Genomic DNA, 23,757 nt, shown 5'->3' on the forward strand with positions numbered 1-23,757 from the left:
GGGGCGGGCTCATGCGCCGGCCCTATAGACGCTGGCGCCCTCCTTGAAGGTCTCGATGACCTCGATCGCCAGGAGATCCTCGGTCGGCACCGCCAGGGGGTTGGCGTCGAGCACGACGAGGTCCGCCAGCTTGCCCACTTCGAGCGTGCCCTTGAGATCCTCTTCCCGGATCTGCCAGGCGGCGTCGATGGTCATGGCGCGGAGCGCCGTCAGCGCGTCCACCCGTTCGTCCGGGCCAAGGACCTTCCCCGTCCGCGATCGGCGCGTGATCGCCGAGTGCATGACCCGCATCGGCTCCATCGGGCAGACCGAGAAGTCGGTGTGGTTCGTCATCCGTATCCCGCGCGCCTGGGTCGAGGCCATCGGGCTGATGAAGCCCGCCCGCGCCTCGCCCGTGTTCTCGATGTGGACGTCGCCCCAGAAGAAGGTATGGAGCGTGAAGTAGCTCGGCGTCATGCCGAGTTCGACGTAGGTGTCGATGTGGTCGGGGCGCATGAACTGCGAGTGCACGATCGTGGTGCGGTGATCGTCCGCTGCGCTCAGTCCCGACGCGCGGACGGCGTCGATGGCCATGTCGATGGCGGCGTCGCCGTTGGCGTGCATGAAGACCTGGATCCCCTTGCCTGCGAACTCGGTCACTGCCGCGTTGACGGCTTCCGGCGGGAAGAGGGGGATGCCGGTCCAGCCTTCCTCACCCGCGGGGCCCGGAGTCAGGAGCGGCTCGGTCCAGAAGGCTGTCTTGCCCTGGGGCGAGCCGTCGAGCGGGATCTTGATCCCGCCGAGCTTCAGATGGTTGCGGTACTTGTAGAAGACCTCTCCGGCGGTGTCCGGCAGCTTCATGCCGTCGGGCACGAAGGAGGGCGCGAACTCGGCCACCAGCATCGGGATTTCCATCACGAAGGGCAGGCTGACCACGTCGATCTTCAGCAAGCCCCGGTCGGCCGCGTTCACAAGGAACATCAGGTCGCCCGCATGAGTGCCCCCCTCCGACGCCGTGGTGACTCCGGCACTGGTATAGAACCGCTGCGCGGCCTCCATGTCGCTCAGCAGATCGTCGACCGAGGGCTTCGGCAGCGCCGCGAAGACCGGCGCGAAGGCCTGTTCCATGATGAGCCCGTCTGGGCGGTTCGTGCCCTCCTGCCGTAGGATCAGGCCGCCGACCGGCGTCTCGGTCGTCTCGTCCATTCGGAAGAAGTCGAACCCGGCCGAGTTGAGCACGCAGCCGTGGTTCGAGACGTGAAGGAGCAGGATCGGGTTGTCGGGGAAGACCGGGTCGAGGTCGTCGCGCGACAGCTCGCGCCCGTCCGACAGCGTCGTGACGTCGTAGCCGTAGCCGATGATCCAGTCGCCGGGCTTCAGGTCCCACTTCGCGACATGCGCCTTCAGTTCGGCGAGGATGTCTGCGATCGAGGTGATCGGGCCCGCCGGAACGCCCGAGACGTTGACCCAGCGGACCATCTGAGGCGCGTTCATGAAGTGCCCGTGCGGATCGATGAACGAGGGCATGAGCGTCGCGCCGCCGAGGTCCTGGATCTCGGTGGCGTCGGTGGCGAGCGCCATGACCTCGGATTCGGTGCCGAGGGCAAGGATCCGGCCCTGACCGATGGCGATCGCCTCGACCTCGGGGCGGGCGTCGTCGAGGGTGACGATCGTGCCGCCACGGAAGATCTTTTCTGGCACGGCTCCCTCCTGTGCAAAGGCTTGCCGCGGCGCGCGCACGCCCGCCGCCGCGAAAAGCGCCGCCGCCCCGCGCATCACGCCGCGCCGTGTGACTTCGTTGGCTGTCATGTCTCGTCTCCCTCAATGGTTCTGGCGTTGCCGACGGCGAGCCGCGCCCGGTAGGCGTCGGGCTCGCGCACCTGGTCCGAGAAGCCGCGCGTCGTGTCCCAAGGCTCGATCGAGATCACCTTGGCGGGCATCGTGAGGCCGGCGAGGACAGGTTGCACATGCTGCTCGACAAAGCCCGCGATGACGACTTTGTCGGAGAGGGGCTTGTCGATGCGGAAGGGCTGGTTAGCGGCCAGCGCCTCGAGTTCGGCACAGCTGCCGATGGCTGCGATGCGATCGCCTACGACCGCGACCGCCTCGGCCCGCGGCAGCGCGGGGTCCATCGTGATGACCTCGCGCGCGACGTAGATCGTCGCCTCTGGCAGCGGCGCGATGCCGCCCGAGAAATCCTGAAGGCTCGGCGCCTGGGCCCAGGCCCGGCCCGACAGCGCGAGCGCATTGGAGGACAGAAGTATCTTGATCAGTGTCCGGCGACTGGGGAGCGGGGTCTTGCGCATGATCACGTCCACCGTGGGATGGCCCGCGCCCGAAGGCGCGGAGAAGAGCGACGGTGAGATATTACACCGATGATCGCGCTCCCTTTGTCGCGATCGGTACAATCGGGTCCGGGATTGCGGCTATCCTCACCACCGGAAAGACTGGTCCATGATCGAGCCGACATGACGCACGACACAGACTTCATGAGCGCCGAGACGACAATCCTGCGCCAGAGGCTGACGGCGGTCACAGGACTTGCCGTCGTCACGCCTTACGGGCCGACGCAGGGCGACTGTGCCGTCGGCGTCGCGGAACAGGTCGGTGGGATCATGGTGCCGCCGCCGAGAGGCAGCTTGGGCGGTGGAGGCGGCGGTGTCGGCGGCGGCAGCTTTGGCGGGCTCGAGGGTAACCTCGCCTCTGTCCTGCGGTTCTGACCATGGATCGGGCCGAGGCCGAGAAGAGGATCCTGCGGCGTGGCTGGCTCGCCGCGCAAGCGCCCGCGCTGCAGTCGGCGGTCCTCAAGAAGGCGCGCCTCGTGTCCTATCCGGCCGGCGATTTCCTGTTCCACGCGGGCGATGACCCGGGGGGGATTTACGGCGTCGTGCGCGGCGGCGTGGGCATCCACGTGCCGTCGTTCACGGGCGAAGTCCTCCTGTCCCATGTCGCGCGGACCGGCGTGTGGTTCGGCTATGGTCCGCTCATGTCCGGGCAGTCGCGAACCCTGACATTCTCGCTCCTCGAGGCGACGGAAGTTTATCACGTTCCGCTTGCCGCCCTGGACGAGATCGAGCGGACCGCTCCCGAGAATGCCAGGGCGATCCATGCCATCAGCGACTTCGGCGTCGCCGTGTCGATGTCGGTGGTCGGAACGCTTCAGATCCGCGACCCGGACCGCAGGATCGCCGCGACGCTCTTGCGGGTCGCCCCGCCGGCCGAGGACCTCAGCCCTGGCGAGCCGCACGAGGTTCTTCTTACCCAGACCCAATTGGCAGAACTCGCCAACGCCGGACGCCAGCAGGTGAACCGGGCGCTGAAGCGGATGGAGGCGCGGGGCTGGCTGACGGCCTCGTACGGCCGGATCGTCTTCACGGACCTTGGGGGGGTCACGGCGTGGCTTCTCGATTGAGAAGATCGGACGCCGGTCGGCCGCCCGCATGATCCGGCAGAAGGAGATCGTCGGCGGGGCCGTCTTCCTTGCGCCGCCTCCCTGTACGCCCGCCGCGCCGGCAAAGCGGACATCTGCCCGCGAGCGCGGTCCCGTCGCGCCGTCGGAGTTGGCAGGTGGCCCACGGGCGGGGGAGGTCAGGACCGACCGTGCGGGCCAGGCAACCAACGCAGTCGCCGGGGGCAGGCCCTGGCTTGAATGTGGACCTCTGATGGCGGACAGAGGAGTTTGCGCCCGAACCCGGAGTCGACCCCATGCCCGACGCACCCAAGCTCTTCCAGCCCCTGACGCTACGCGGCATCGAGACGCGCAACCGTATCGTGATCTCGCCCATGTGCCAGTACTCGGCTCATGACGGACACCTGGAGGACTGGCATCTCGTTCATCTGGGCCGGTTCGCCATCGGCGGGGCGGGCATTGTCTTCACCGAGGCGACCGCCGTGCAAAAAGGCGGACGCATCACCCATGGCTGCCCGGGCCTCTGGTCGGACACGCAGATCCCGGGCCACACGCGGGTGGCCCAGTTCGCGCTGCGCAACGGAGCGATCCCCGCGATCCAGCTCGGCCATGCGGGCCGGAAGGCCGGAATGCAGCGGCCCTGGTTTGGCAACGGCCCCCTGGGCGAGGCCGATTTCGCGCGCGGCGACATGCCCTGGACGCCGGTGGGCGCCTCGGCGATCCCGGTCGCCGAGGGCTGGCCGGTTCCGCATGAACTGACCATGGCCGAGATCGGGGACCTGATTGCGGATTTCGTGTCGGCGACGCAGCGCGCCCGCGAGGCCGGATACCGCATCGTCGAAATCCACGGCGCCCACGGCTATCTCGTGCACAGCTTTCTTTCGCCGTTGTCGAACAGGCGAACGGACGCCTATGGCGGCGATCTGAACGGGCGGATGCGGCTTGCCCTCGAAATCGCCGAGGCGGTGCGCGCGGCCTGGCCTGAAGAGTTGCCGCTGTTCTTCCGAACCTCTGCCGTAGACGGCAGCGCCGAAGGCTGGAGCCTTGACGACACGGTCGTGCTTGCCCGCGCGCTGAAGGCGATCGGGGTCGACGTCATGGACTGTTCGTCGGGGGGCATCGCAGGGCCTGCGACGGCCGCCGGTGGACAGAAGCGCCAGCCGGGTTTCCAGGTGCCCTATGCCGACCGGGTCCGAAGGGAGGTGGGCATGACGACCATGGCCGTGGGCCTAATCACCCATCCCGAACAGGCCGAGGGGATCCTTGCCGAGGGCAGCGCCGATCTTGTCGCCATCGCGCGCGAGGCGCTCGCCGATCCGATGTGGGCGCTCAATGCCGCGCGCGCCCTTGGGCACGACACCACGTTCTCGACCTGGCCGGAACAGTCGGGGTGGTGGTTGGCCGGCCGGGAAAAGACATCGAAGTTCTACAAGCCCCGAACGCGCTAGCCCGGGCGATGTCCGCCGGCCGGGCACTTGCTGCCGTCTTGGCGGCGGGCCTGTGCGGCCCACCGCCACATGGTTCAAAGGCCGTACTGCTCGCGCGCGTAATCGCCAAGGCCGACGGCGTCGAGTTTGGCGAGCGGGGCAAGGAACGTCACCTGGATCACGCCAGGGGCGCGCCCGATCTCGATCGCGCCGTTCACTGTCGCGCGGTTGCGAACCTCGGCCACTGTCATGCCCAGAAGCCGGGCGGCGCGGGCCAGTCCGTTCTCGATCGCGGCGTTCAGGTTCGCCGCCGTCCCGATGACCGAGATCGGCGCCAGGGACTCGATCTCCTTCACGCCCCATTTCGCGGCAAGCCGCTGCCCCTTGGCCTTCTCTGCCTCGGTGAAGGGCCTTGCCAGCGGCGGGAGATCCTCCTCGAGCGGGAAAAGGACGGGCCCATCGATGGGATAGTCCTTCACCACCTCGACCTGAAGGGTGACGCTGCCCGCGACATCCATCGTATGGCCGGCGATCTCGCCGTCGCCCTGACCGGCATGCATGTCGCCCATGTAGATGCCCGCGCCCCGCACCTTGACCGGGGCGACGAGGATGGCGCCCGCGCGCACCGCGTCGATGTCCATGTGGCCGTCGGTCTTGTGCTCGGCCAGTTGCTCGGCGGTGATCGCGTAGGCATGGGGCGCGCCGACGAGGAAGGCCCCGAAGTCGCCGGCGTTGTGGCTGTCGGGCATCGCCATCGACGGGCAGGTGCCCAATTGCCCCATGAACGGCCGCATGCGGACAAGCGTGCCCGGCATGTCGGAGGGCGCGAAGGTCAGGATCGAGTGCTGGCGGCTCTGGTCGGGCAGGGCCGAGTAGTGGTCGGCTTCTCTCGCGATGGTTTCCGCTGCGGTCTTGGGCAGCGTCAGGCCAACGGCGCGCGTCTCGTCGAAGGTGACGGTATAGCCATGCACGATCTCGAAGGGCTTCACCGCGTTTCCGCAGACGTCGCACTTCACGGCGTCCTGGCCGATGCCCTCGACGTGGGTTTCCGGCCACACAGTATCGCAGACCGGGCAGCGCGCGGCGACATAGGGGTCGCCCAGGCAGAACCCTTCGGGCGAGCTGTCGTGCCCGGAGGCCGTTGCGATCGAGGTCACGGTGATGTCGCGGATGCGGATCGCCACGCCATCGCCGATTTCCGCGCCCTCGACGAAGATGGGCTTCGTCACTTCGTGGCCGCCCCGTAGCCGCGGGGTGATCATCGGCCCCCAGCAGCCCGGCGCGGTGTTCGCGATGATTGTCCCGCCATTCTCGACCGGACCGAGCATCGGTTCGTTAGGATCGAGAACGCTGTTGGTGAACTCTGAAACGACGACGCTGCGGCGCGACGGCGTGTTGCTTCCATCCGGCATGACACCCTCTCTCGGATCTGGACACTCATGCTCGACAATAGGTCGGGCGGCGTGATCTGCAATCGTCAGGCCCGGCGCGATCTTCAAGGATTTGCTTGCAGGTGCGGCCAGCCGGCATCAGGTGCGTCCAACATGCTGTTGCGGTTCTCGGGTTCGGCATGGTCCTCTTTGACGATCGGAGCGTGGGATTGACGGAATGAAGACCGAGATCGCGATTGTCGGCGGCGGATTGTCCGGGCTTGCCCTCGCCGCCCGACTTCAGGATGCTGATGTGGATTTTCATCTGTTCGAGGCGCGGTCCCGGCTGGGTGGTCGGATTGCGGTTCTGAACACGCCGACGGGTTCCGTCGACCTTGGGCCCTCGTGGTTCTGGCCCGGGCAACCTCGCATCGCGAGCCTTGTGAATGACCTCGGGGTGCGGGCCTTTCCGCAATACGCGACCGGCGACGTCTGTTTCGAAGATGACCGCGGCACGGTCCATCGCGGCATGGGGTTTGCGTCGATGGAGGGATCGTTTCGCCTTGAGGGCGGGATGGAAAGCCTGATCACGGGGGTTGCGGCACGATTGGCGGACGACCGGGTGCACGTGGCCTCGCGGGTCACGGACATCGCGCAGGGCGGTCGGCTTCTGACCGACCGTGGCCAGTGGTGCGAGGCAAAGACCGTCGTCCTCGCCCTGCCTCCCCGAGTTGCGGCCAAGCTTCGGTTCCACCCTGCTCTGGACAAGGACGTCGTGCGGGAACTCCAGCACGTTCCGACCTGGATGGCGGGACACGCGAAGTTCGTCGCGGTCTACGACACCCCGTTCTGGCGGACGGCAGGACTATCGGGGGATGCGACAAGCCGCCGGGGGCCGCTTGCCGAAATCCACGATGCATCCGGCGCGGAGGGGGCGCCGGCTGCGCTGTTCGGGTTCCTCGGGGTGCCGGCGGCACGACGACGAGGGCGCGACGACGAAATCCGGGCGGCGGCGCTTCAGCAACTTGCCCGGATCTTCGGGCCGGAAGCCGCGGCACCCGTGACGACATCCTTCATGGACTGGGCCTGCGAACCGGAAACGGCCACCGAGCTCGATGCGGACCCGCCGATCGGGCACCCGGCTTACGGCCCTCTCCCGCCCACTCGGGGGCTTTGGAAGGGACGCCTGCATTTTGCCTCAACGGAAACGGCACCCGACATGGGGGGGCTCATGGAAGGCGCGCTTGCGTCGGCCGAGCGCATCTTCAATCTGGTTTCTCCACGGCGCCAGAAGGAGTTTCCCGCGTCGTGAAGGCGCCGCGCTGACGGCCTGCGCTTGTTCGCCTTCGGAATCCAGGTCTCAAAACCGATCATTGATCCATGTCAGCGACGCCGGCAGGAGGTTCGTCCAAGGTCCAATTCCGAGATCCGGCAATCGACCGAAGGCCCATGGGAACGACAGACATTCAGTCGAGGCCTGAGACATTCATACCGGCCCTTGCGCTGGTGACTTCCGGTGCAATCACCTTCCTCTTTCCCCCGGGGGGCAACGGGACCCGGAAGCTCGCGCCGGACCACGCCAAGGTGTTCACACCTGTGGGCACCGTGTCCGGCGTCGTGCCGGCGACGCTTGGCATGAACCCGAGAGGTGCGGAGTAGGGGCATGTGCGAAGCTATTCCCGTGGCCGGCGTTCCGTCACACGCCATCGCCGCCGCGCCCGTCACGGCAAACGAGAGGCCTGACCGTTCGGTGTGGCTGGAGGCGACGCCGGCGGAGTTCGACGTGCGATTCGCCGTCATGGATGAACCGAGCGACCTTGTCCCAAGGTTCCCAGCCGCCCGGGCCGATCTCGCAGCGGGGGCAAGCCGATGACCGCCCGGCGGTCCATTCTGCTTGGGATGGGCGCGATCGCCCTTGCAGGCGGCGCGGCGACCGTTGGCGCCTTTCGCGCGTCAATGGCGGGCGCGGATGCGCGGCTTGCCCGGCGCAGCAGCCTTGTCGAAACGGACGCTGGCGCGCTGGAATATGCCGTCGCCGGGCACGGACCGCCCCTCATGATGATCCACGGCACCGGAGGAGGCTTCGACCAGGGGCTGCTGTTTGCCAACGCCCTGCGCGAAAGCGGCTTTCAGATCGTCGCGCCGTCGCGCTTCGGATACCTGCGCAGTGAATTTCCTGACGACGCGTCCCCCGCTCATCAGGCGGATGTGCTGGTGGCGCTTCTCGACGCTCTCGGTCTTCGGCGCGCGCCAGTTGTCGGGGGCTCGGCGGGTGCCCTGACCGCTGCCGAGTTCGCCCTTCGGCATCCGGACCGATGCTCGCATCTGGTCCTGCTGGTGCCCGCGGCCAATCTGACAGGCCGCGATCCGGTGGAATTCACGGCCATGCAGAGGATTGCGGTGGATCTGGTGCTTGGCTCGGATGCGGCGTTCTGGGCGCTCTCCCGGCTTGCGCCCGGGCAGATGATGCGCACGCTGCTTGCGACCGATCCGGCGCTTCTGACGACGGTGGACCCGGGGGAACAGCGGCGCGCCGAACTGATCCTTGACGGTCTGATGCCGATCAGCCGCAAGGTGAATGGCCTGCGGACCGATGCCTTCTGGGCTGGTGCGCCCACCTCCACCGCCTTTGAAGACATCGCGGTTCCGACGCTTGTCCTTTCCTGCGAAGACGACCTCTTTGGCACCGCCGAAACCGCGCGACTGCTGGCCGGGCGCATCCCCCAGGCACGGCTGAGACTTTGGCCGCAAGGCGGGCATATCTGGCTTGGTCACGACGCAGAGGTGGCTCGCGAGATCTCCGAATTCGTCGTGCCGCAAGACTGATGTGTGAAGGGCGATTGCCAACTGACCCGAGGTGACAAGATGAGTAGTCGAAAGATCGTTCTGACCCAGTTCAGCGGGCCTGAGGGTCTGGAGGTCCGGACTGCCGGAGCCCTGCCCCGACAGCAGGGGACCGAGGCGCGCATCGGGGTCCCGATGATCCGCAAGGGCCTGTATCCCGGCGTCAGGGGAAAGCCGCCCATCACCCGGCGCAACGATCCTGCGGGCCGAGGGACGGATCGCCCCTGTCGTGGTAAAGGTTCTTCCGCTGGAGACGGTGCGCGAGGCCCACGAGCGGGTGAAGACCGGCGAAGTGAACCGCAAACTGGTTCCAAAGGCGACCAAGCCATGATCGGGATCGCCGTTCAGGTCCCTGTCGGCACGGCGGGCACCGGTCGGACATGGCTGCCAGACGTGACTCGCCACTCGATGCGCAAGACAGCATCCTGCCCCCGGTGATGGAGAGTTCAGGATGGCGCTCGCGCAAGGACGATCGACGCGCACGACCCGCCGGCCGCGTTCGGTTCTTCTGCGCGCCATGACGGTTCTTTTCGCCACCCTGGCGCTGGCCGCGCTGCTTGCCATCGGCACGCTTCTTGCCCTCAGTCCCGGAAGGCCGGCCCCGCTGCGCGACGCATCCGGCAACCCCGTTCCCGGCAGCATCTCCGAGCGCGTGACCGTCCAGATCGGCGGCGTCCCCCAGGGCATGTTCATCCAGAGCGTCGATCCGGCGAACCCTGTGGTCCTGTTTCTTCACGGCGGCCCCGGGATGGTCGAGTTCTTCATGGAGCAGGACTATCCCACCGGGCTCGAGAACCATTTCACCATGGTCTGGTGGGAACAGCGCGGCGCGGGTATGTCCTTCTCGCCGGACATTCCGCCTGAAACCATGACGCTGGAGCAGATGATCTCTGATACGATCGAGGTCGCCGATCACCTGCGGGAACGCTTCGGTCAGGACCGGATCATCCTGCTTGGTCATTCCTGGGGGTCCTATCTTGGCATCCAGGTCGCCGCTGCCGCGCCCGATCGCTTTCTGGCCTATGTCGGCATGGCCCAGATCGTGCACCAACTTCGATCCGAGGTCATCGCGCGCGAACACCTTCTGGACGTCTACCGCGCGAGGGAAGACGCCGGCATGGTCCGCAGGCTTGAAGCCGCGCCCGTCAGCATGGAAGACGGCACGTCCAATTCCTGGATGCGGCTGCGCGACCGCGCTATGCATCAGGCGGGCGTTGGCCACATGCGCGAGATGACGTCCGTCATTACCGGCATCTTCCTGCCCACGTGGCGGGTGCGCGCCTATACTCTCACCGAGAAGATCAACATCTGGCGTGGCAAGGTCTGGTCGCGGCCGTTCTTCTGGGACGACCTGCTGCGCGACGACCTGAGCGCGCGCCTCACGCGGTTCGACGTGCCGGTCTATTTCCTGATCGGCACCTATGACTACACGGCCAACGCCGACCTTTCCCGCGCCTATTTCGACATGATCGAGGCGCCGATGAAGGGCTTCTACCTGTTCCGGAGCTCGGCCCACAGCCCGCTGTTCGAAGAGCCCGAACGCGCGACGTCCATCCTGCTGAACGATGTTCTGCGGGGCGCGACGGCATTGGCGGATGCGACGGGCAAGGGCGCAAGGCCGCCCGAGTGAGAAGTCGAGACGATCGCCGTGAGCGTCCCTGTCAGACCGTATCGCTTCGCTGACGCGCCGCCCGACGCCCATGCCTGGGGTCTTCGGCTGCATCGGATCGCGATGGTCGCGATCCTGCTGCTAGCCGCGGTACCCCTCGACCTGTCCGCGCAGGACGGATCGCCGCTGGCAGAGCGCCTGTCATGGACGGTGGCCGACCGGATGGACCGCGACGACGTGCCTGGTGTCGTGATCGCCCTCCTCGTGGACGGTGGACCGGTCTGGACCGGCGTCTTCGGCATGGCCGACCCGGCGACAGGCCGGGCCCTGACCGAAGATGCGGTGTTCAGGGTGGAATCGCTGTCGAAACCGGTCACCGCATGGGGTGCGATGCGGCTGGCCGAAACCGCGAGGCTGGACCTCGATGCTTCGGTGAAGCAGTGCCTGACCCGCTGGCAGCCTCCGGACGACGCGGGGCCGATCACGCCGCGCCAGCTTCTGTCGCAGAGTGCCGGAGTGGGCCTGGGCGACTTCGCCGCGCGCTATCCGCCTGACGCACAACGGCCGGACCTGCCCGATCACCTTGCCGCGGATTTCACCCGTGTCGCTGGGCCGGGGGAACGGTTCGCCTATTCCGACACCGGGTTCAATCTTCTGGAACTGGTGATCGAGGACTGCACCGGCGAGGATTTCGCGGTCCTGATGTCGCGCGAGGCTCTTGCGCCGCTCGGCATGACGCGCGCGAGCTTTGACTGGCCGGGGGCGGAGATGCCCGTGGGCCACGACCTGCGCGGGCGGCCCGTCGCACCCTATGTCTATCCCGGTCGGGCTTCGGGCGGGCTTCATGCCACCGTTGCCGACATCGCCCGCTTCGCGGCAGCCGGGATGGACGGCGCGGATCAGGACGTGCTGTCGCCCGAGGCCGTCGGCGCCCTTCACGGCCCGGTCGTTTCCGTCGGCGGGCTCTTCGGTCTTGCCGCCGACGGATACGGTCTGGGGCATTTCACCGAGACCCTGTCGGATGGTCGTACGGCGGTCTGGCATGGCGGGCAGGGCCACGGCTGGATGAGCCACATGCACATCGTGCCCGAGACCGGCGACGGCATTGTGATCCTGTCCAACAGTCAGCGGGCCTGGCCGCTCTTTGCCGCCGTCCTTCGGGATTGGTCCGACAGCCTCGGCGTGGCGCCGGTCGGCATGGCGCGCGTGCTTTGGGCGGAGACGGCCGCGCGCATCGCGATACCTCTCCTCGTGACTGCGTCGGCGATCGTTTTGTGGATCGCGTATTGCGCCTGGTCGCGCCCGCCCGTTGCACGGATCGGCGCGGGTCTGCTCTCTGCGCCGCTGGCGCTCTGGCCGGTCTTTGCGGCAACGCAGGACTATCTGTTCCTCTTTTCGATCCTGCCGGGCCTCTGGCCCTGGCTTGCCGCAGCTTCGTGCCTGACGGGGTTCAGCCTTGCGGTGTTTGCGCTGGCCCCAGCGCGGCGCGGCTGAGTGTCATGGGTTGCGGACAGGCTTCATGCCCCTTGCCCGGACAGGCGGTCAGGCGAAGCGGTCGCGGCGGCGTAGAAGCCGCGCACAGGACGGTCGGAACCGGGGCCATCGCCGCGCCTTGCGCTGGCGTTCGGACCGCACGTGTCTTGTCGTCTGCAAGAGGCGCGCGAACCCTGCCGCGGATCACGGGCCGTCAGGCAGGCTTCCAAAATCGATGGCGGGCGTCGCGTAGCGTTCGCGATGCTCACCCGGACATGGGGATCGCGGGACCGGGCCCCGGTCGGTTTCTCCATCTCGGGCGGTTGCGAGCGATGGCGGCCATCCGAAAACACCTGAGGGAAGCTTCAGGGGTATGGTAGTGTGCGCCTTCCCCGGTTCGGGGAGTGGAGGGAAGACAATGAAAGTCGCGGTCGTTCAGCAGCCGCCGGTGTACCTTGATCTTGAAAGGTCCATGGCCCGCGCGGTCGAGCTTGTTCAGGAGGCAGCGGTTCAGGGCTGCGGCATGGTGGTCTTCCCCGAAGCCTGGCTCCCGGGCTACCCAACCTTCGTCTGGCGGCTGCCCCCGGGGGCGGGGATGGGCAAGACGGACGCACTCTACGCCCTCTCGCAAGCCAACTCGGTCGATCTGAGCAGGCACGGGCTTCAGCCGCTTCAGGAGGCGGCGAAGGACCACCAGGTGGTGATCGTGCTGGGCTACCAAGAGATCGACGGCTCGGTCAGCGGCAGCACGCTTTTTAACAGTTGCGCGATCATCGACGCGGACGGAAGGATCGCCAACAATCACCGCAAGCTGATGCCCACCAATCCCGAGCGCATGGTGTGGGGCTTCGGCGACGGATCGGGCTTGAATGTCGTCGATACGGCCGTGGGCCGCATAGGCGCGCTGCTCTGCTGGGAGAACTACATGCCGCTGGCGCGATATGCGCTTTATGCCCAGAACATCGACATCTACGTGGCCCCCACCTGGGACAGCGGCGAGACCTGGCTTGCGACGATGCAGCACATCGCGCGCGAGGGCGGTTGCTGGGTCATCGGCTGCGCGACGGCCCTGGAAGCCTCGGACATCCCGGAAGGCCTGCCCTATCGCGATGACCTCTTCCCCAACAAGGACGAGTGGATCAATGCGGGCGACGCCGTCGTCTACAAGCCGTTCGGGGGCATCGCCGCCGGGCCGATGCATCGGGAGAAGGGTCTGCTCATCGCCGAGATCGACGTCGGCGCCGCGCGTTCGTCGCGCAGGAAGTTCGACGCCAGCGGACATTATGCGAGACCGGACGTCTTCTGTCTCAGCGTGAACCGGAAGCGACAGGTCCCGGTTCACTTCGAATAGCAGGCAGCGTGATCGGCCGGCCAAGGACCGCATTCTGGACCAGATGCCGCGGCCCGCGCCTTGCACCGGATCAACCGGTCAGCTGCCCGTCTTCCCGACCTGCTCCGCCCCTTCTCGGCAAATCCGCGAGCAGCTAGACTTGCCTCACCGGCGCATGAGTCGCACGGGCCAAGCGCCCAAGGACTTCACTGCGTCACTCCGTGGAGCAAGATATGAACCTCCCTCTCGGCGTCGGCTTACTGGCGGCGGCGATTGTCATGTTTACCTGGGCCCTGGCGGCAACGCGCCGGACCGACCCTCCGCGGTGGGCGCGCCACCAAGGTGTCACAGGCGCATTCGCCCTGGGCTTCACCATGCTGTCCACCGTCGGTGCGGGATTCCTGATCGCGGGACTCTTCGACCTTGGAGCCGAGCTCAGGCAACTCGGGCTGACTGGAAGCGTTGCCCTCGTCGGAATCGCGGGTGGCGGGATTTGGGCCACGCAGCGGCTGCGGCGGCCGGCGGCACCCGTTGCCGCCGACGCCGGACTGTCGGTAGCCAAACCTGCCTGATCAGTCGCAGCACTCGGGCGACCCCGACCGGGCGGCCTCCGGGCCCGGCAGGATGTGTGAAAGGTGTTGAGGCACGACATGTGGTTCGATCCGGGTCCTCTTGCGCCCTACCTCGCGCTGGCGCTGGTGGCTGCCGTCTTCATCGCGTTCCTGACGGATCGCTGGCCTCCCGATGTCGTCGCGTTCGTCGGGGCCGCGGGGGCGCTCGCTCTTGGCTTGGTCACGACGGACGACGTGCTGTCGTCCATCGCCAATCCCGCGCCGGCCACCATCGGCGCCATGTTCGTCCTGAGCTCCGCGCTTGTCCGGACCGGCGCGCTTGAAGCTCTGACGACCGCCCTCGTTCGCATTTCTGTGACCAGGCCCCGCATTGCGGTCTTGCTGTTCTTCGGCGCGGCTGCGGCGGCGTCGGCCTTCATCAACAACACGCCTGTGGTGATGGTGCTCATTCCCGTCGCGATGGGGCTTGCCCGCCAGGTCGGCACCGTGCCGTCGCGCCTGCTAATGCCGCTTTCGTTCATGGTCATCCTCGGCGGCACGGTGACGATGATCGGCACCTCGACGAACCTTCTGGTCGACGGTCTGACTCGTGACCTTGGGCTTGCTCCCTTCGGTCTGTTCGAGATCGCGCCGCTGGGTCTTGTCGTGGCTCTTGTGGGGGGGCTGTTTCTCGCCTTTGCCGCACCGCGCCTTCTGCCCGACCGGCAGACGGTGGCCGATGTCGCCGACCGGCGCGAAGGCCGGTCCTGGCTTGCCGACCTCTTCATCCCGCCCGGCTCGCCGTTGGTCGGTGCCTCGCCGCTCGACGTCGCGGCTCTGACCCGGGGCGGCGGGCGCATCGTCGACGTGATCCGGGGCGATCTCTCATTGCGGCGGGACCTGAGCGCGGTTCGGCTTGTGGGCGGGGACACCGTGGTGGTCAAGACCCGCGACGTCGAGCTTATGGGATTCCGCAATGGGGCGGCGCGCGGCGCCTCCCTTCCCGGACTCGAAGCAGCCCAGGCGCGTCGGACGCGGACAATCGAGCTTCTCGTCGTGCCGGGATCAAAGGCCGTCGGTTGGACGCTCCGCACGCTGCGCTGGCGCCGCCGCTTTGGCGTTTACCCCCTTGCACTTCACCGCAGCGGCGAGGCAATCGGGGCGCGCCTCGAAGAAACCCGCCTTTCTGTGGGCGACACCCTGCTTCTCGAGGGGGCTCCCGAAGACCTCGAGCGCCTCGCCGAGGACCAACGCCTCACACCCGTCTCGTCAACGGTGGCGCGCGCCTTTCGCCGCGACAAGGCGCCCATCGCCGTCGCGGTGCTCTTCGCCGTGGTGGTGCTTGCCGCGCTTGATCTCGCGCCGATCCTTGCCCTTGCCCTGATCGGGGCGGCCGTCGTTCTTGCTACCGGATGCGTCGACGCCGACGAGGGCCTTGCGGCGGTCGACGGCCGCCTTCTTCTGTTGATCGTCTCGATGCTGGTGATCGGAGCGGCGCTTGACCGGACCGGCGCGGTGCGGGTTATCGTCGAGGTTGTGGCCCCGCTTCTCAGGGCGGGCAGCCCGCTTGTTGCGCTTGCGCTTGTCTACGCCGTGACGTCGGTCCTGACCGAGCTTGTCACCAACAATGCGGTCGCGGTGCTGATGGCCCCCATCGCGGCGGGGATCGCGACGACCCTTGGCGTCGACCCGCGTCCCTTTCTCGTGGCCGTGATGTTCGGCGCGTCGGCAAGCTTCGCCACGCCGATCGGGTACCAGACCAACACGCTTGTCTATAACGCCGGAGGCTACAGGTTCACCGATTTCCTCAGACTGGGGCTTCCGATGAATATCATCGTGGGGCTTGTCACCGTCTTCGTAATCCCGATGGTCTGGCCGCTTTGACCGCTTGTGCATAGCGGCGAAAGCAATCCCGCCGTCACGACCCTTGTATGGGGCTAGGCGGCTGTGGCGGGTCGTGGGAACACGTGTCCGACGTGCCAGGTGGGGCGCGCGACGCTGGGGGACTGTCGGGCAGCCGTCCCGCCCCAAATCCAGCCGGCCTGTCCGGCACTGCGCCCGTCGTTGCGCAGGCCTGACGTTCGCTGTCTCTGGCTTGAATGACGGCGACGGGCCGCGACCCCAACCTTCGCCAAGGGGGACAGACAGAGGATTGCGGACCATCCGACGGCGGCGTCCACGGCCGGGGATGAAGACCTTCCCGAACTTCAGTCTCGTCCTTTCATGCGCGGCCATCGGCCCGATGCGGACCTTGAGCGGACCAAATCCTGATTGCGGCAGGCGCCTCCATGGCACTCCCGTGTTTCAAGCGGTCATCGGACTGCGCACTTCAAGGATCAGCGGCACCTGAATTCGCTTTGTTCTGGTCGCGGTTCCATGCATCATCTTCCGTGCAGAAGGTCCATTTCTGTGGGGTCCGGTTCACGATGTCGGACGTTTCGATCAGTGCACGTGCGGAAGCGCTGCGCCTTGCGATCGACGTGACTCACAGAAATGAGCTTTGGCCGGACCTCTGCGACGCGATTGTCCAAACGCTTGGCGCCACCGCGTTCATGGTGTTCGAGTACGACTTCTTATCGTTTACCGGGCCGATCTTTCGCGGTTCAAGCGCGCTCGGCGATGCCATGCACCTGGTCGACGTCACGATGGGCGGCCGACTACCAGAGGTCGAAATAGCCGGATACAGGCGATTCACCGGTTTCCCGTCTGCCCGTCTTGTCGGCGAGTTCGAATGCTACGACCTCGTGCACGACCGGGACCTTCCGGAGAACCCGTATCGTGACGCCGTCCTTGCCGTCAGCGGTGCGGCCTCTCGCAGTTTGATGCGCGTGAACGATATCGGGCCATGGTCCGATGTCGCAGCGCTACATCTCAAGTGCCCAGCCGCCGAAACCTCGCCTGAAGTTCGCGCGGAAGCGGAATTCCTTTTGCCACTTCTCGGACGATCGATCGAGGCGTCACGAACAATGAATGGCTTGTTGCGCACCAATTCGGCGCTGATCGACGCCTTCGATCGGCTCGATTTCGGCGCAGCCGTGTGCGATGGGTCAGGGCGCATCGTCGTTTCGAATGAAGAGTTCAGGAAGATCGCATCCGATCGGGATGGCTTGGCCAACATGGCGGGTATGGTATGGCCTACCAATCTGGAAGACCGCCGCGCACTGGTCGAGACTTTGAAGGCTACGCTCGACCTTACGACTTCCGGGCGTCTTCACATCTGCCGCATGAGTCGCCGATCAGGAAGATTGCCGTTGATTGCGCGGGCCATACCCATCCGAGGCTCCGAGATTGCCGGGCCGCGCGAAACGCTTGTACTGCTTCTGGTCGTCGATCCCGACGCTCCCGCACGTGTCACGGCCGACGGTATCGATGCCCTTGGCGTGCTTTCGAAGGCCGAGCTCGATGTTTGCGACATGATCGTCCGGGGTCATGCAACCGCGCAGATTGCATCCCTGCGCGGCACATCGGTCCAGACCGCGACAGATCAGATAAAGTCCGCCCTGTCGAAGCTCTCGTGCGCCACCCGGCTCGACATTGTCCGCCTTGCGATGGCGACGCGACCGCCTGGCCGGACATAGCGCTGGTTCAGCGGGTCCATGTATCCCCTGTCCGGGGGATGACACGTTTCAAGGGTCAGTCAAACTTGTCCGATACTGCCTGGGAGGGATTTGGCATGTCGATGTTCAGGGTGCTTGTGGCTGCGGCCGCGGTCGGGGTCGGGGTTCAGGGGGCAGCAGCGTCAACATTCGGCCTGGATGACTACAAGTTTGTCATTCTCGAGGCTTTCGATGATCCAGGATCCGCTGGATCGTCCCCCACGATCAACAACGACGGCACGGTACTCTACTACGATCGGAACCGACTTCCCTTCACAGCAGTCCCCGAGTATGTGACCGTAAACATTGGGGGTGCCGAGACGAGCAGAATCAATCCAACAAACGGGCGGTTGTTCCTCAGAGGCGGAGTGATTAACGATAGTGGACAGATCGTTGCAGAGATCATTGATGACAACCTCGCCATTGCTGATCGTTCACTGGTCCTTATCGATCCAGACGGCACGGTCACCGAGTTGATGAGAATTTCGCCCACGGGGGGTGACCCGAGGGCAACCGTCAGACTGCTGAACCAGTTTCGTGTGAATGGGTCTGGTGAAGTCGCCTTTTCTGGCATCTCACTTAGCGACGGCGGAGGAGAGGTAGTCGGGAAGGTGGCTCCAGGGGTTTCACCGATCATCCTCGACCAGGACATTCCCGGCGTCGACGGCAGGAATGTCACAAGCGAAGTGGACATCACGGATGACGGCGTCGTGACGTGGTTCGTGCAAAACCAGGGTGAACTCGGAAAATTACTCGCCAGCGACGGTCAATCGACGCCGTGGATCGTTCTTTCCACCGGAGACCCCCAACTACAGCTCCTTCCCGAACACGCAACAAACGACACTGGACAAGTAGTCGGATGGACAAGCCGGTTCGGGCCCACAGTAATTCTGGGGTCTGGTTTCGATCAACCCGGCTACGATCCGCAAGGGTTCTCGGATGTGCAGGCGCTTGCTGGAAGTTTCTTTCCGTTCGTACAAGGCCTGGACATCAATGATTTCGGTCAGATTTTGGTCCGCAATGGGGATGACGGCTCGATCTACCTCGACGGCGAGAGGTTAATCGGCGCAGGTGACATGCTCGGCATAGGAGAACTGATTCCACTTTTGAGCGGCGACCCGACGCAGATCGTGACTGGAGCATCGCTCAACAACCTTGGTCAGGTTGTATTCGAGGCCCGTTCTTCTGTCCGCGGAACTGCGCCCGGTACGATCGAGAAAACGGAGACCATCGTGGTCCGGATCGACCCGCGAGGCGCGACGCCTGACCACGCGGTCCTGCCAACGAGCGTGAGCGGTGGGGTGAACGCGATTTCGCTGAACCTCGTCAACGATCTCGGCATCACCGCTCCGATCTATGTCGATCCGGTTCTGGCCAGCGGGTTTCTCTATCAGCTTTCGACCGGGATGCCCAACTTCCTGTCCCTGATCATCCCCGATCAGGACCTGGGAGGCGATACTCTCTTCGATGTCATGTTCGACGACATCGTCGTCAGTCTTGGGTTCGATGAGACCCTCGACTTCACGTCGTACCTCGCCGAAGGCGTCTCGAGCTTCAAGATCCTCGGAATCGCACCCGAGGCTGGCCGGACGACGGACGATCCTTTTGTCGTTGGTCTGACGTTCGCAAGCCGCGGTCGTGTCGATTTCTCGATCACGGGCCTGACGGACGATCCGGGTGGGCCTACCCCGATACCTCTTCCCGCCGGGGGCTACTTCTTGCTGGGTGGCCTTCTGGGGCTTGCTGTCTTGCGCCGTCGCCGCGCGATCCCAGGCGGCTCTGCCTAGGTGTCGACGCGGACGTTCGTCGGCGCTGCGACGAACGTCCGCCCTCGGCCCGAACCCACCCCTCGCAGCGTGAGATCGGGTGGTGAGACTAGCCGTTTCGGGACGAACGCATGCTGCTGGCGCAGCAATCGTGCGCTTTGTTGACAGTGGCGCCCCTCGGGCCGTCCGTCCCGAAAGCGTGTGTCCTGTCGTCGTGGCATCCGTCGATGGACCGAAGGGTAACGCTCCACATTCTGCGCCGCATCTTTCCGACCGGCGTGGGCGACGGCCCGAAGGCCGCCGCCCGACCGTGTCAGGCGCGGTCGGTTTGGACGCCCGAAAGCTTGGCGTTCACCGATGGGACCGGATGCTTCGTCCTCCACAGTGAGTAGGCGATGCCCGTGCCGAGAATCGCGAAGGTGATGCCCAGCGACCATTCGGGCGGGAACTTCTCCCATCCCATCGCGTCGGCAACGAAGATCTTCGAGCCGATGAAGACAAGCAGCACCGAGAGCGCATACTTGAGATAGGCGAAGCGGTGAAGGATTGCCGCGAGCGCGAAGTAGAGGGCGCGCAGCCCGAGGATCGCGAAGATGTTCGAGGTGTAGACGATGTAGGGATCGGTCGTGATGGTGAAGACGGCCGGCACCGAGTCGACGGCGAAGACGAGGTCCGCGATCTCGATTGTGATCAGTGCAAGGAACAGGGGGGTCGCGTAGCGTGTGAGTCTGCCCGTCACGGGGTGCGGCTTCTTCACAAAGAAGTCGTGGCCATGCATCTCTTCGGTCACGTGGAGGCGGCGCTTGAGGAACCGGATAAGCCCGTTCTCCTCCATCTTGTGCTCTTTGCTGGCGACGAACAGCATCTTGATGCCGGTGAAGATCAGGAAGGCCGCGAAGATGTAGAGGACCCAGTGGTACTGGTCCACGATCGTCGCGCCGAGCCCGATCATGATGCCGCGCAGCACGATCACGCCGAGGATGCCCCAGAACAGCACGCGGTGCTGATACTCGCGCGGGATGGCGAAGAAGCCGAAGATCAGGGCGATGACGAAGATGTTGTCCAACGCCAGCGTCTTTTCGACGACGAAGGCGGTCAGATACTGGGCCGTCGCCTCGCCGTCCATCTGCCACCAGATGAAGCCGGAGAACGACAAGCCGAGCGTGATGTACATGGCCGAGAGCCTGAGGCTTTCGGCCACCCCGATCTCGTGGTCCTTCTTATTGAGAACGCCGAGGTCGAAGACGAGAAGCGCGATGACGAGAGAGAGAAAAAGCAGCCACATCCAAAGCGGCTTGCCAAGGAAGAGCAAGAGGAGGATGTCCAAGATCGGGACCTCGGTCTACGCGCACGGGAGGTCACGGATCGCGGGATTGCGGGCATGACACCGAGCGCACTCGATGCGGTCCGACATCACGGCGGTTGACCGTCGTCAGAGGGGCCCGGCCCGCTCGGATGAGATTGGGATCGCGCAAGCCATTTCAAGGGGGTATGCGAGGTCTTTCTTCGAGGAAGTCCGTCTTGGTCGGCTGGGCGGCTGCCGGTGTTTGCGCCCGCGCAAGGTCAGGGCATCATGCGCGGGACATGCCCTGTCTGGATCATGTGATCACGTGCCGGGGCGTGCGGGTCTGGATCGGACCATACGAAACGGATTGGACCGGCGGTGTCACGGCCGTTCGATGTGTCGGCGTGAGACCAAAGGCGCGTTTTCCCCACGATCGATCCGGCAGGATGCGCGTTCTTGAAGCCAGGGTCGACGAGGGCCGGCGCAAAGCCTCATTTACGGCGTGTTCATCATCCTCGTGGTGGCGATGACCACCATGCGGGCCCAGGGCCTCGTGATCAAGTAGGGGGCGGCTGGACCAGATCGCGCACGACGCGGCGGCCCCTATCACATGACGGATCGCGTCGGCGATGCTCAGGCCCTCATCGGACCCGGCTAAGGGTGGCGGGCATGGCGCATTGATCCCGGCTGGCCGGCCGCTTCAGGTAAAGATCCACGGCGAGGCGGCCCGAGGTGCCATCCGGTTCAAACTCAGCGGTGCCGACTTTCCGGCCGTCGAGGCGGATCTCTGCGAATGCGAGATTGTTACCGGCGAACGAAGCGCCCGACGCGGTCTCGCCGGACAGATCATAGGCTTCCCCATCGGCAAACAACAGCTGACCTGTGAGGATGTTCTGCCGGATCGCCACGAACATGCGCGGTGCTGTATCCACGGTGTAACTGTCGGCCTGCAGGCATGCGACCAAGGCCCGAACGTCCGGCCACGCGCGACCGGACCAGTCCCCTTCAAGCTGCATCGGCACGTTCCAGGAGGGCGCGCCGGCAATCCCGAGTTGATTGCCGATGACGTCCGTGCATCCCGCGAGCAGGAGCGCGCCAGCAAACGACAGAACCCCAACGCCCATGCGCGTCTTTCCCAGAAATCGGCACTCCCGAAATAGCGCGAGGCAAGATGGCACGGTTGTCTGGTCTTCCCGCCCGAACAGGCGCCTTGCGACCTGAACGACGCCTGCCTTGGGCAAGATACACGAACGTAAGCCGATCTGGTCTCGAAGCTGCCGCATCCCGGTCCGGCGGCGCCGTTTGTAGGCGTGCCAAACGGACTTGGGGGTCGGTATTCGTTTGGTTGCTCGCTGTTTCATCCGACATTCCCCCTGTGGTCTGCCGCTTGATGCCGATCTGGTGTGGATCCGGGTCGACAGAAGCAGCGTCGCCAACGCACCGAGTCCCGGCTAGCTTCTTCTAGCGGTCGCGACCGCCATGAGAATTGAGCGTGATCAACACCGTTCGAAAAACGAAGCCGATGGTCCGCCAAGTCCGCCAAGCGACTGAGCGCTCCAGCGCCTACGATCGACGGGTGTCGTTGTCGGCGGACATTCGGTGTTCGGCGCGCCGTCTGCTGTCTGCCGAGACTTCCCCTGGGCCAGTGTCCTGACAGATCCCGTCACCCGTTATCCAAGAGGCCACCCGAGGGGCCATTCCGCCCGAGACAGTGCGCCAGTCCTATTGGGCAGGCAGGCACCCCGGTCACCCCCGCGACACGTCCGGGGGTGTTCCGGGGACCATGCTCGATGGTCCAGAGTTTCTGGACAGGGAGGGAGGACTGCTTGAACCCCTCGGCCGCGGGCTTCACCTCAAAGGTTTATCGTGCCGTGCGGATCAGTCCACGGCGCCGCCGCATGTGAACTTCGCGGCGGTTCAGAAGTTGTTCGGGTTCCCCGCCACGATGGTGCCTGTTCCGCCGTCGACCCCGTCCTGGACCCAGGTCACCGCGTCCCCTTCGATCCGGGCGTTCCAGCAGTCTTTGCCCTCGCCGTAGTCGAAGCACATCGCGTCGCCCTCGATCGTCCAGGTGCCGGTATAGCCCGCCCCCTTGATCGACCCGTCTGCCGCGTAGAATTCGGTGTAGGCGCCGGAAGCGCTCATGCTGCCTTGCACCGTGTTGCCGGAGAGGGCCGACGTGATCTCGGCGCCGGTCGAAAGTGTTTGTGCCTGCGCTGCGATGGGCAAGGCAAGGCCGAGCGCGAGCGCGGAAAGGGAATAGCGGATCATGCGGGGGTTCCTCACGGCTGATGTTTGCGGGAATGTAATCCGGTTCGCAGCCGGGTCGAGGACGAATCCGATCCGCGACCATCCCTTTATCTGCCGCAATTGCAGGGCGGCAGAGGAGTGCTTGCAGGTCTTCCGCTTGATCCCCCTGACTAGCTTGTCAGCGGCATCTTTCGATGTTCCGGGTGTCTGCGTCATCTTCGCGCCTCGCTGGCTTCGATGAACAAGAATCCTCCGTTGCTCAAACCCCCAAATCTGTCCGATGGGCGCTGACGTCAGACACACAGTTCCCGCGGGGCCACTTCCCAAGGACACGTGTGATGGTTTCGCGCCACGTCCGGTAGTCGACGAGTGCGACGCGGGGAACAGACCCCGCGAAAGGTGGAGTTCCGAGGGCGACAGATCACGGCCTATCGCTTCGTCTTCTGCGTCCTGAACCGGGAGATCGCCAGTCGGGATCACATCGTCAGGCACCGCTGTCAGAACCGTCTGTGCATCAACACGGACCACCTCGCGCTGGGCACACAGGCGGACAACAAGCGCGATGACTGGGGGCACTGGGCGAACGGGATAGACTTCGACTACCTCTAAGCGTCCTCCGGTGACTCAGCCTCGCCCGGCTCGCTCGGGCGGGGCACCCAGGTCACCCCGGGGCACTTCCTGGGGCAGTCCGAGGGCCACGCTGCGTAGCCCGGCTCTTCTCGACATGGTGGGAGGACTCGCTGGCTGGGGTGGTAGGATTCCACGCTAAGTCATTGAAACCAGATGATTTTTTATCGCAAACTTAGGATATGGTGTCAAGTCGGAAGGCGCGGAAATCCATCCTGTGAAACAGTCTTCATGACAGCGA

At 65.4% G+C, this 23,757-nt stretch carries 19 protein-coding genes; 13 read left to right on the forward strand and 6 right to left on the reverse strand.

Going from position 1 to position 23,757, the window contains the following annotated elements:
- Positions 1-9: 9 nt before the first annotated feature.
- Positions 10-1,788, reverse strand: coding sequence for an amidohydrolase (locus tag ACRDNQ_RS01750; RefSeq protein WP_431826901.1), 1,779 nt, complete (start codon positions 1,786-1,788; stop codon positions 10-12).
- Positions 1,785-2,297 (reverse strand): hypothetical protein, encoded by a 513-nt coding sequence (locus ACRDNQ_RS01755; RefSeq protein ID WP_431826902.1) that lies wholly within the window; start codon positions 2,295-2,297, stop codon positions 1,785-1,787. The genes ACRDNQ_RS01750 and ACRDNQ_RS01755 overlap by 4 nt, the downstream gene beginning before the upstream one ends.
- Positions 2,298-2,447: 150 nt before the next feature.
- On the opposite strand from ACRDNQ_RS01755, the gene ACRDNQ_RS01760 reads away from it, so the two are divergent.
- From ACRDNQ_RS01760 to ACRDNQ_RS01770, 3 genes are all read left to right on the forward strand, one after another.
- On the forward strand, positions 2,448-2,699 hold the full coding sequence (locus ACRDNQ_RS01760) for a hypothetical protein (protein WP_431826903.1): 252 nt from the start codon (positions 2,448-2,450) through the stop codon (positions 2,697-2,699).
- 2 nt (positions 2,700-2,701) lie between these two features.
- On the forward strand, positions 2,702-3,391 hold the full coding sequence (locus ACRDNQ_RS01765) for a Crp/Fnr family transcriptional regulator (protein WP_431826904.1): 690 nt from the start codon (positions 2,702-2,704) through the stop codon (positions 3,389-3,391).
- Between the two features lie 293 nt (positions 3,392-3,684).
- Positions 3,685-4,836 carry an NADH:flavin oxidoreductase/NADH oxidase gene (locus tag ACRDNQ_RS01770; RefSeq protein ID WP_431826905.1) on the forward strand — a complete coding sequence of 384 codons (1,152 nt, stop codon included), beginning with the start codon at positions 3,685-3,687 and terminating at the stop codon, positions 4,834-4,836.
- Positions 4,837-4,910: 74 nt separating this feature from the next.
- Here the strand turns inward: ACRDNQ_RS01770 and ACRDNQ_RS01775 are convergent, their stop codons facing one another.
- Complete coding sequence (locus ACRDNQ_RS01775) at positions 4,911-6,227, reverse strand: acetamidase/formamidase family protein (protein WP_431826906.1); 1,317 nt, start codon at positions 6,225-6,227, stop codon at positions 4,911-4,913.
- Between the two features lie 196 nt (positions 6,228-6,423).
- Here ACRDNQ_RS01775 and ACRDNQ_RS01780 point away from each other — a divergent pair, with 196 nt between their 5' ends.
- The 9 genes from ACRDNQ_RS01780 (at position 6,424) to ACRDNQ_RS01820 (ending at position 19,375) form a co-directional block, all read left to right on the forward strand.
- Positions 6,424-7,497 (forward strand): flavin monoamine oxidase family protein, encoded by a 1,074-nt coding sequence (locus ACRDNQ_RS01780; protein WP_431826907.1) that lies wholly within the window; start codon positions 6,424-6,426, stop codon positions 7,495-7,497.
- 557 nt (positions 7,498-8,054) lie between these two features.
- Entirely contained in the window at positions 8,055-9,011 is a 957-nt protein-coding gene (locus ACRDNQ_RS01785) for an alpha/beta fold hydrolase (protein WP_431826908.1), read from the forward strand.
- Positions 9,012-9,480: 469 nt separating this feature from the next.
- The gene (locus ACRDNQ_RS01790) at positions 9,481-10,659 is read left to right on the forward strand and encodes an alpha/beta hydrolase (RefSeq protein WP_431826909.1); all 1,179 of its coding nucleotides are present in this window, start codon (positions 9,481-9,483) and stop codon (positions 10,657-10,659) included.
- Between the two features lie 18 nt (positions 10,660-10,677).
- Positions 10,678-12,132: a serine hydrolase domain-containing protein gene (locus ACRDNQ_RS01795; RefSeq protein WP_431826910.1), complete on the forward strand. Its 1,455-nt coding sequence runs from the start codon at positions 10,678-10,680 to the stop codon at positions 12,130-12,132.
- A 397-nt stretch (positions 12,133-12,529) separates the two neighbouring features.
- Positions 12,530-13,462, forward strand: coding sequence for a carbon-nitrogen hydrolase family protein (locus ACRDNQ_RS01800; RefSeq protein ID WP_431826911.1), 933 nt, complete (start codon positions 12,530-12,532; stop codon positions 13,460-13,462).
- Between the two features lie 212 nt (positions 13,463-13,674).
- Positions 13,675-14,013 carry a hypothetical protein gene (locus ACRDNQ_RS01805; protein WP_431826912.1) on the forward strand — a complete coding sequence of 113 codons (339 nt, stop codon included), beginning with the start codon at positions 13,675-13,677 and terminating at the stop codon, positions 14,011-14,013.
- A gap of 78 nt (positions 14,014-14,091) precedes the next feature.
- Positions 14,092-15,876 (forward strand): SLC13 family permease, encoded by a 1,785-nt coding sequence (locus tag ACRDNQ_RS01810; RefSeq protein ID WP_431826913.1) that lies wholly within the window; start codon positions 14,092-14,094, stop codon positions 15,874-15,876.
- Positions 15,877-16,418: 542 nt separating this feature from the next.
- Positions 16,419-17,570, forward strand: a complete 1,152-nt coding sequence (locus ACRDNQ_RS01815; protein WP_431826914.1) for a helix-turn-helix domain-containing protein — start codon at positions 16,419-16,421, stop codon at positions 17,568-17,570.
- Between the two features lie 95 nt (positions 17,571-17,665).
- Positions 17,666-19,375 (forward strand): VPLPA-CTERM sorting domain-containing protein, encoded by a 1,710-nt coding sequence (locus tag ACRDNQ_RS01820; protein ID WP_431826915.1) that lies wholly within the window; start codon positions 17,666-17,668, stop codon positions 19,373-19,375.
- A 292-nt stretch (positions 19,376-19,667) separates the two neighbouring features.
- Here the strand turns inward: ACRDNQ_RS01820 and ACRDNQ_RS01825 are convergent, their stop codons facing one another.
- The 3 genes from ACRDNQ_RS01825 to ACRDNQ_RS01835 form a co-directional block, all read right to left on the reverse strand.
- A complete protein-coding gene (locus tag ACRDNQ_RS01825; protein ID WP_431826916.1) occupies positions 19,668-20,639 on the reverse strand; it encodes a TerC family protein in 972 nt (323 codons plus the stop codon).
- Between the two features lie 641 nt (positions 20,640-21,280).
- The gene (locus ACRDNQ_RS01830; RefSeq protein WP_431826917.1) at positions 21,281-22,000 is read right to left on the reverse strand and encodes a hypothetical protein; all 720 of its coding nucleotides are present in this window, start codon (positions 21,998-22,000) and stop codon (positions 21,281-21,283) included.
- Between the two features lie 556 nt (positions 22,001-22,556).
- Positions 22,557-22,910: a hypothetical protein gene (locus ACRDNQ_RS01835; protein WP_431826918.1), complete on the reverse strand. Its 354-nt coding sequence runs from the start codon at positions 22,908-22,910 to the stop codon at positions 22,557-22,559.
- A gap of 378 nt (positions 22,911-23,288) precedes the next feature.
- Between ACRDNQ_RS01835 and ACRDNQ_RS01840 the strand changes: the two genes are divergently transcribed.
- Positions 23,289-23,498, forward strand: a complete 210-nt coding sequence (locus ACRDNQ_RS01840) for an HNH endonuclease (protein WP_431826919.1) — start codon at positions 23,289-23,291, stop codon at positions 23,496-23,498.
- Positions 23,499-23,757 lie beyond the last annotated feature (259 nt).

This window comes from Saliniferula longa (genome assembly GCF_050789285.1).
Lineage (GTDB): Bacteria > Pseudomonadota > Alphaproteobacteria > Rhodobacterales > Rhodobacteraceae > CAVPWP01.

Coding starts and splice junctions, on each gene's coding strand:
- ACRDNQ_RS01750 (WP_431826901.1), bottom strand. CDS start 1,788: ATGACAGCCAACGAAGTCACACGGCGCGGCGTGATGCGCGGGGCGGCG.
- ACRDNQ_RS01760 (WP_431826903.1), top strand. CDS start 2,448: ATGACGCACGACACAGACTTCATGAGCGCCGAGACGACAATCCTGCGC.
- ACRDNQ_RS01765 (WP_431826904.1), top strand. CDS start 2,702: ATGGATCGGGCCGAGGCCGAGAAGAGGATCCTGCGGCGTGGCTGGCTC.
- ACRDNQ_RS01770 (WP_431826905.1), top strand. CDS start 3,685: ATGCCCGACGCACCCAAGCTCTTCCAGCCCCTGACGCTACGCGGCATC.
- ACRDNQ_RS01775 (WP_431826906.1), bottom strand. CDS start 6,227: ATGCCGGATGGAAGCAACACGCCGTCGCGCCGCAGCGTCGTCGTTTCA.
- ACRDNQ_RS01780 (WP_431826907.1), top strand. CDS start 6,424: ATGAAGACCGAGATCGCGATTGTCGGCGGCGGATTGTCCGGGCTTGCC.
- ACRDNQ_RS01785 (WP_431826908.1), top strand. CDS start 8,055: ATGACCGCCCGGCGGTCCATTCTGCTTGGGATGGGCGCGATCGCCCTT.
- ACRDNQ_RS01790 (WP_431826909.1), top strand. CDS start 9,481: ATGGCGCTCGCGCAAGGACGATCGACGCGCACGACCCGCCGGCCGCGT.
- ACRDNQ_RS01800 (WP_431826911.1), top strand. CDS start 12,530: ATGAAAGTCGCGGTCGTTCAGCAGCCGCCGGTGTACCTTGATCTTGAA.
- ACRDNQ_RS01805 (WP_431826912.1), top strand. CDS start 13,675: ATGAACCTCCCTCTCGGCGTCGGCTTACTGGCGGCGGCGATTGTCATG.
- ACRDNQ_RS01810 (WP_431826913.1), top strand. CDS start 14,092: ATGTGGTTCGATCCGGGTCCTCTTGCGCCCTACCTCGCGCTGGCGCTG.
- ACRDNQ_RS01815 (WP_431826914.1), top strand. CDS start 16,419: ATGTCGGACGTTTCGATCAGTGCACGTGCGGAAGCGCTGCGCCTTGCG.
- ACRDNQ_RS01820 (WP_431826915.1), top strand. CDS start 17,666: ATGTCGATGTTCAGGGTGCTTGTGGCTGCGGCCGCGGTCGGGGTCGGG.
- ACRDNQ_RS01825 (WP_431826916.1), bottom strand. CDS start 20,639: ATGTGGCTGCTTTTTCTCTCTCTCGTCATCGCGCTTCTCGTCTTCGAC.
- ACRDNQ_RS01830 (WP_431826917.1), bottom strand. CDS start 22,000: ATGAAACAGCGAGCAACCAAACGAATACCGACCCCCAAGTCCGTTTGG.
- ACRDNQ_RS01835 (WP_431826918.1), bottom strand. CDS start 22,910: ATGATCCGCTATTCCCTTTCCGCGCTCGCGCTCGGCCTTGCCTTGCCC.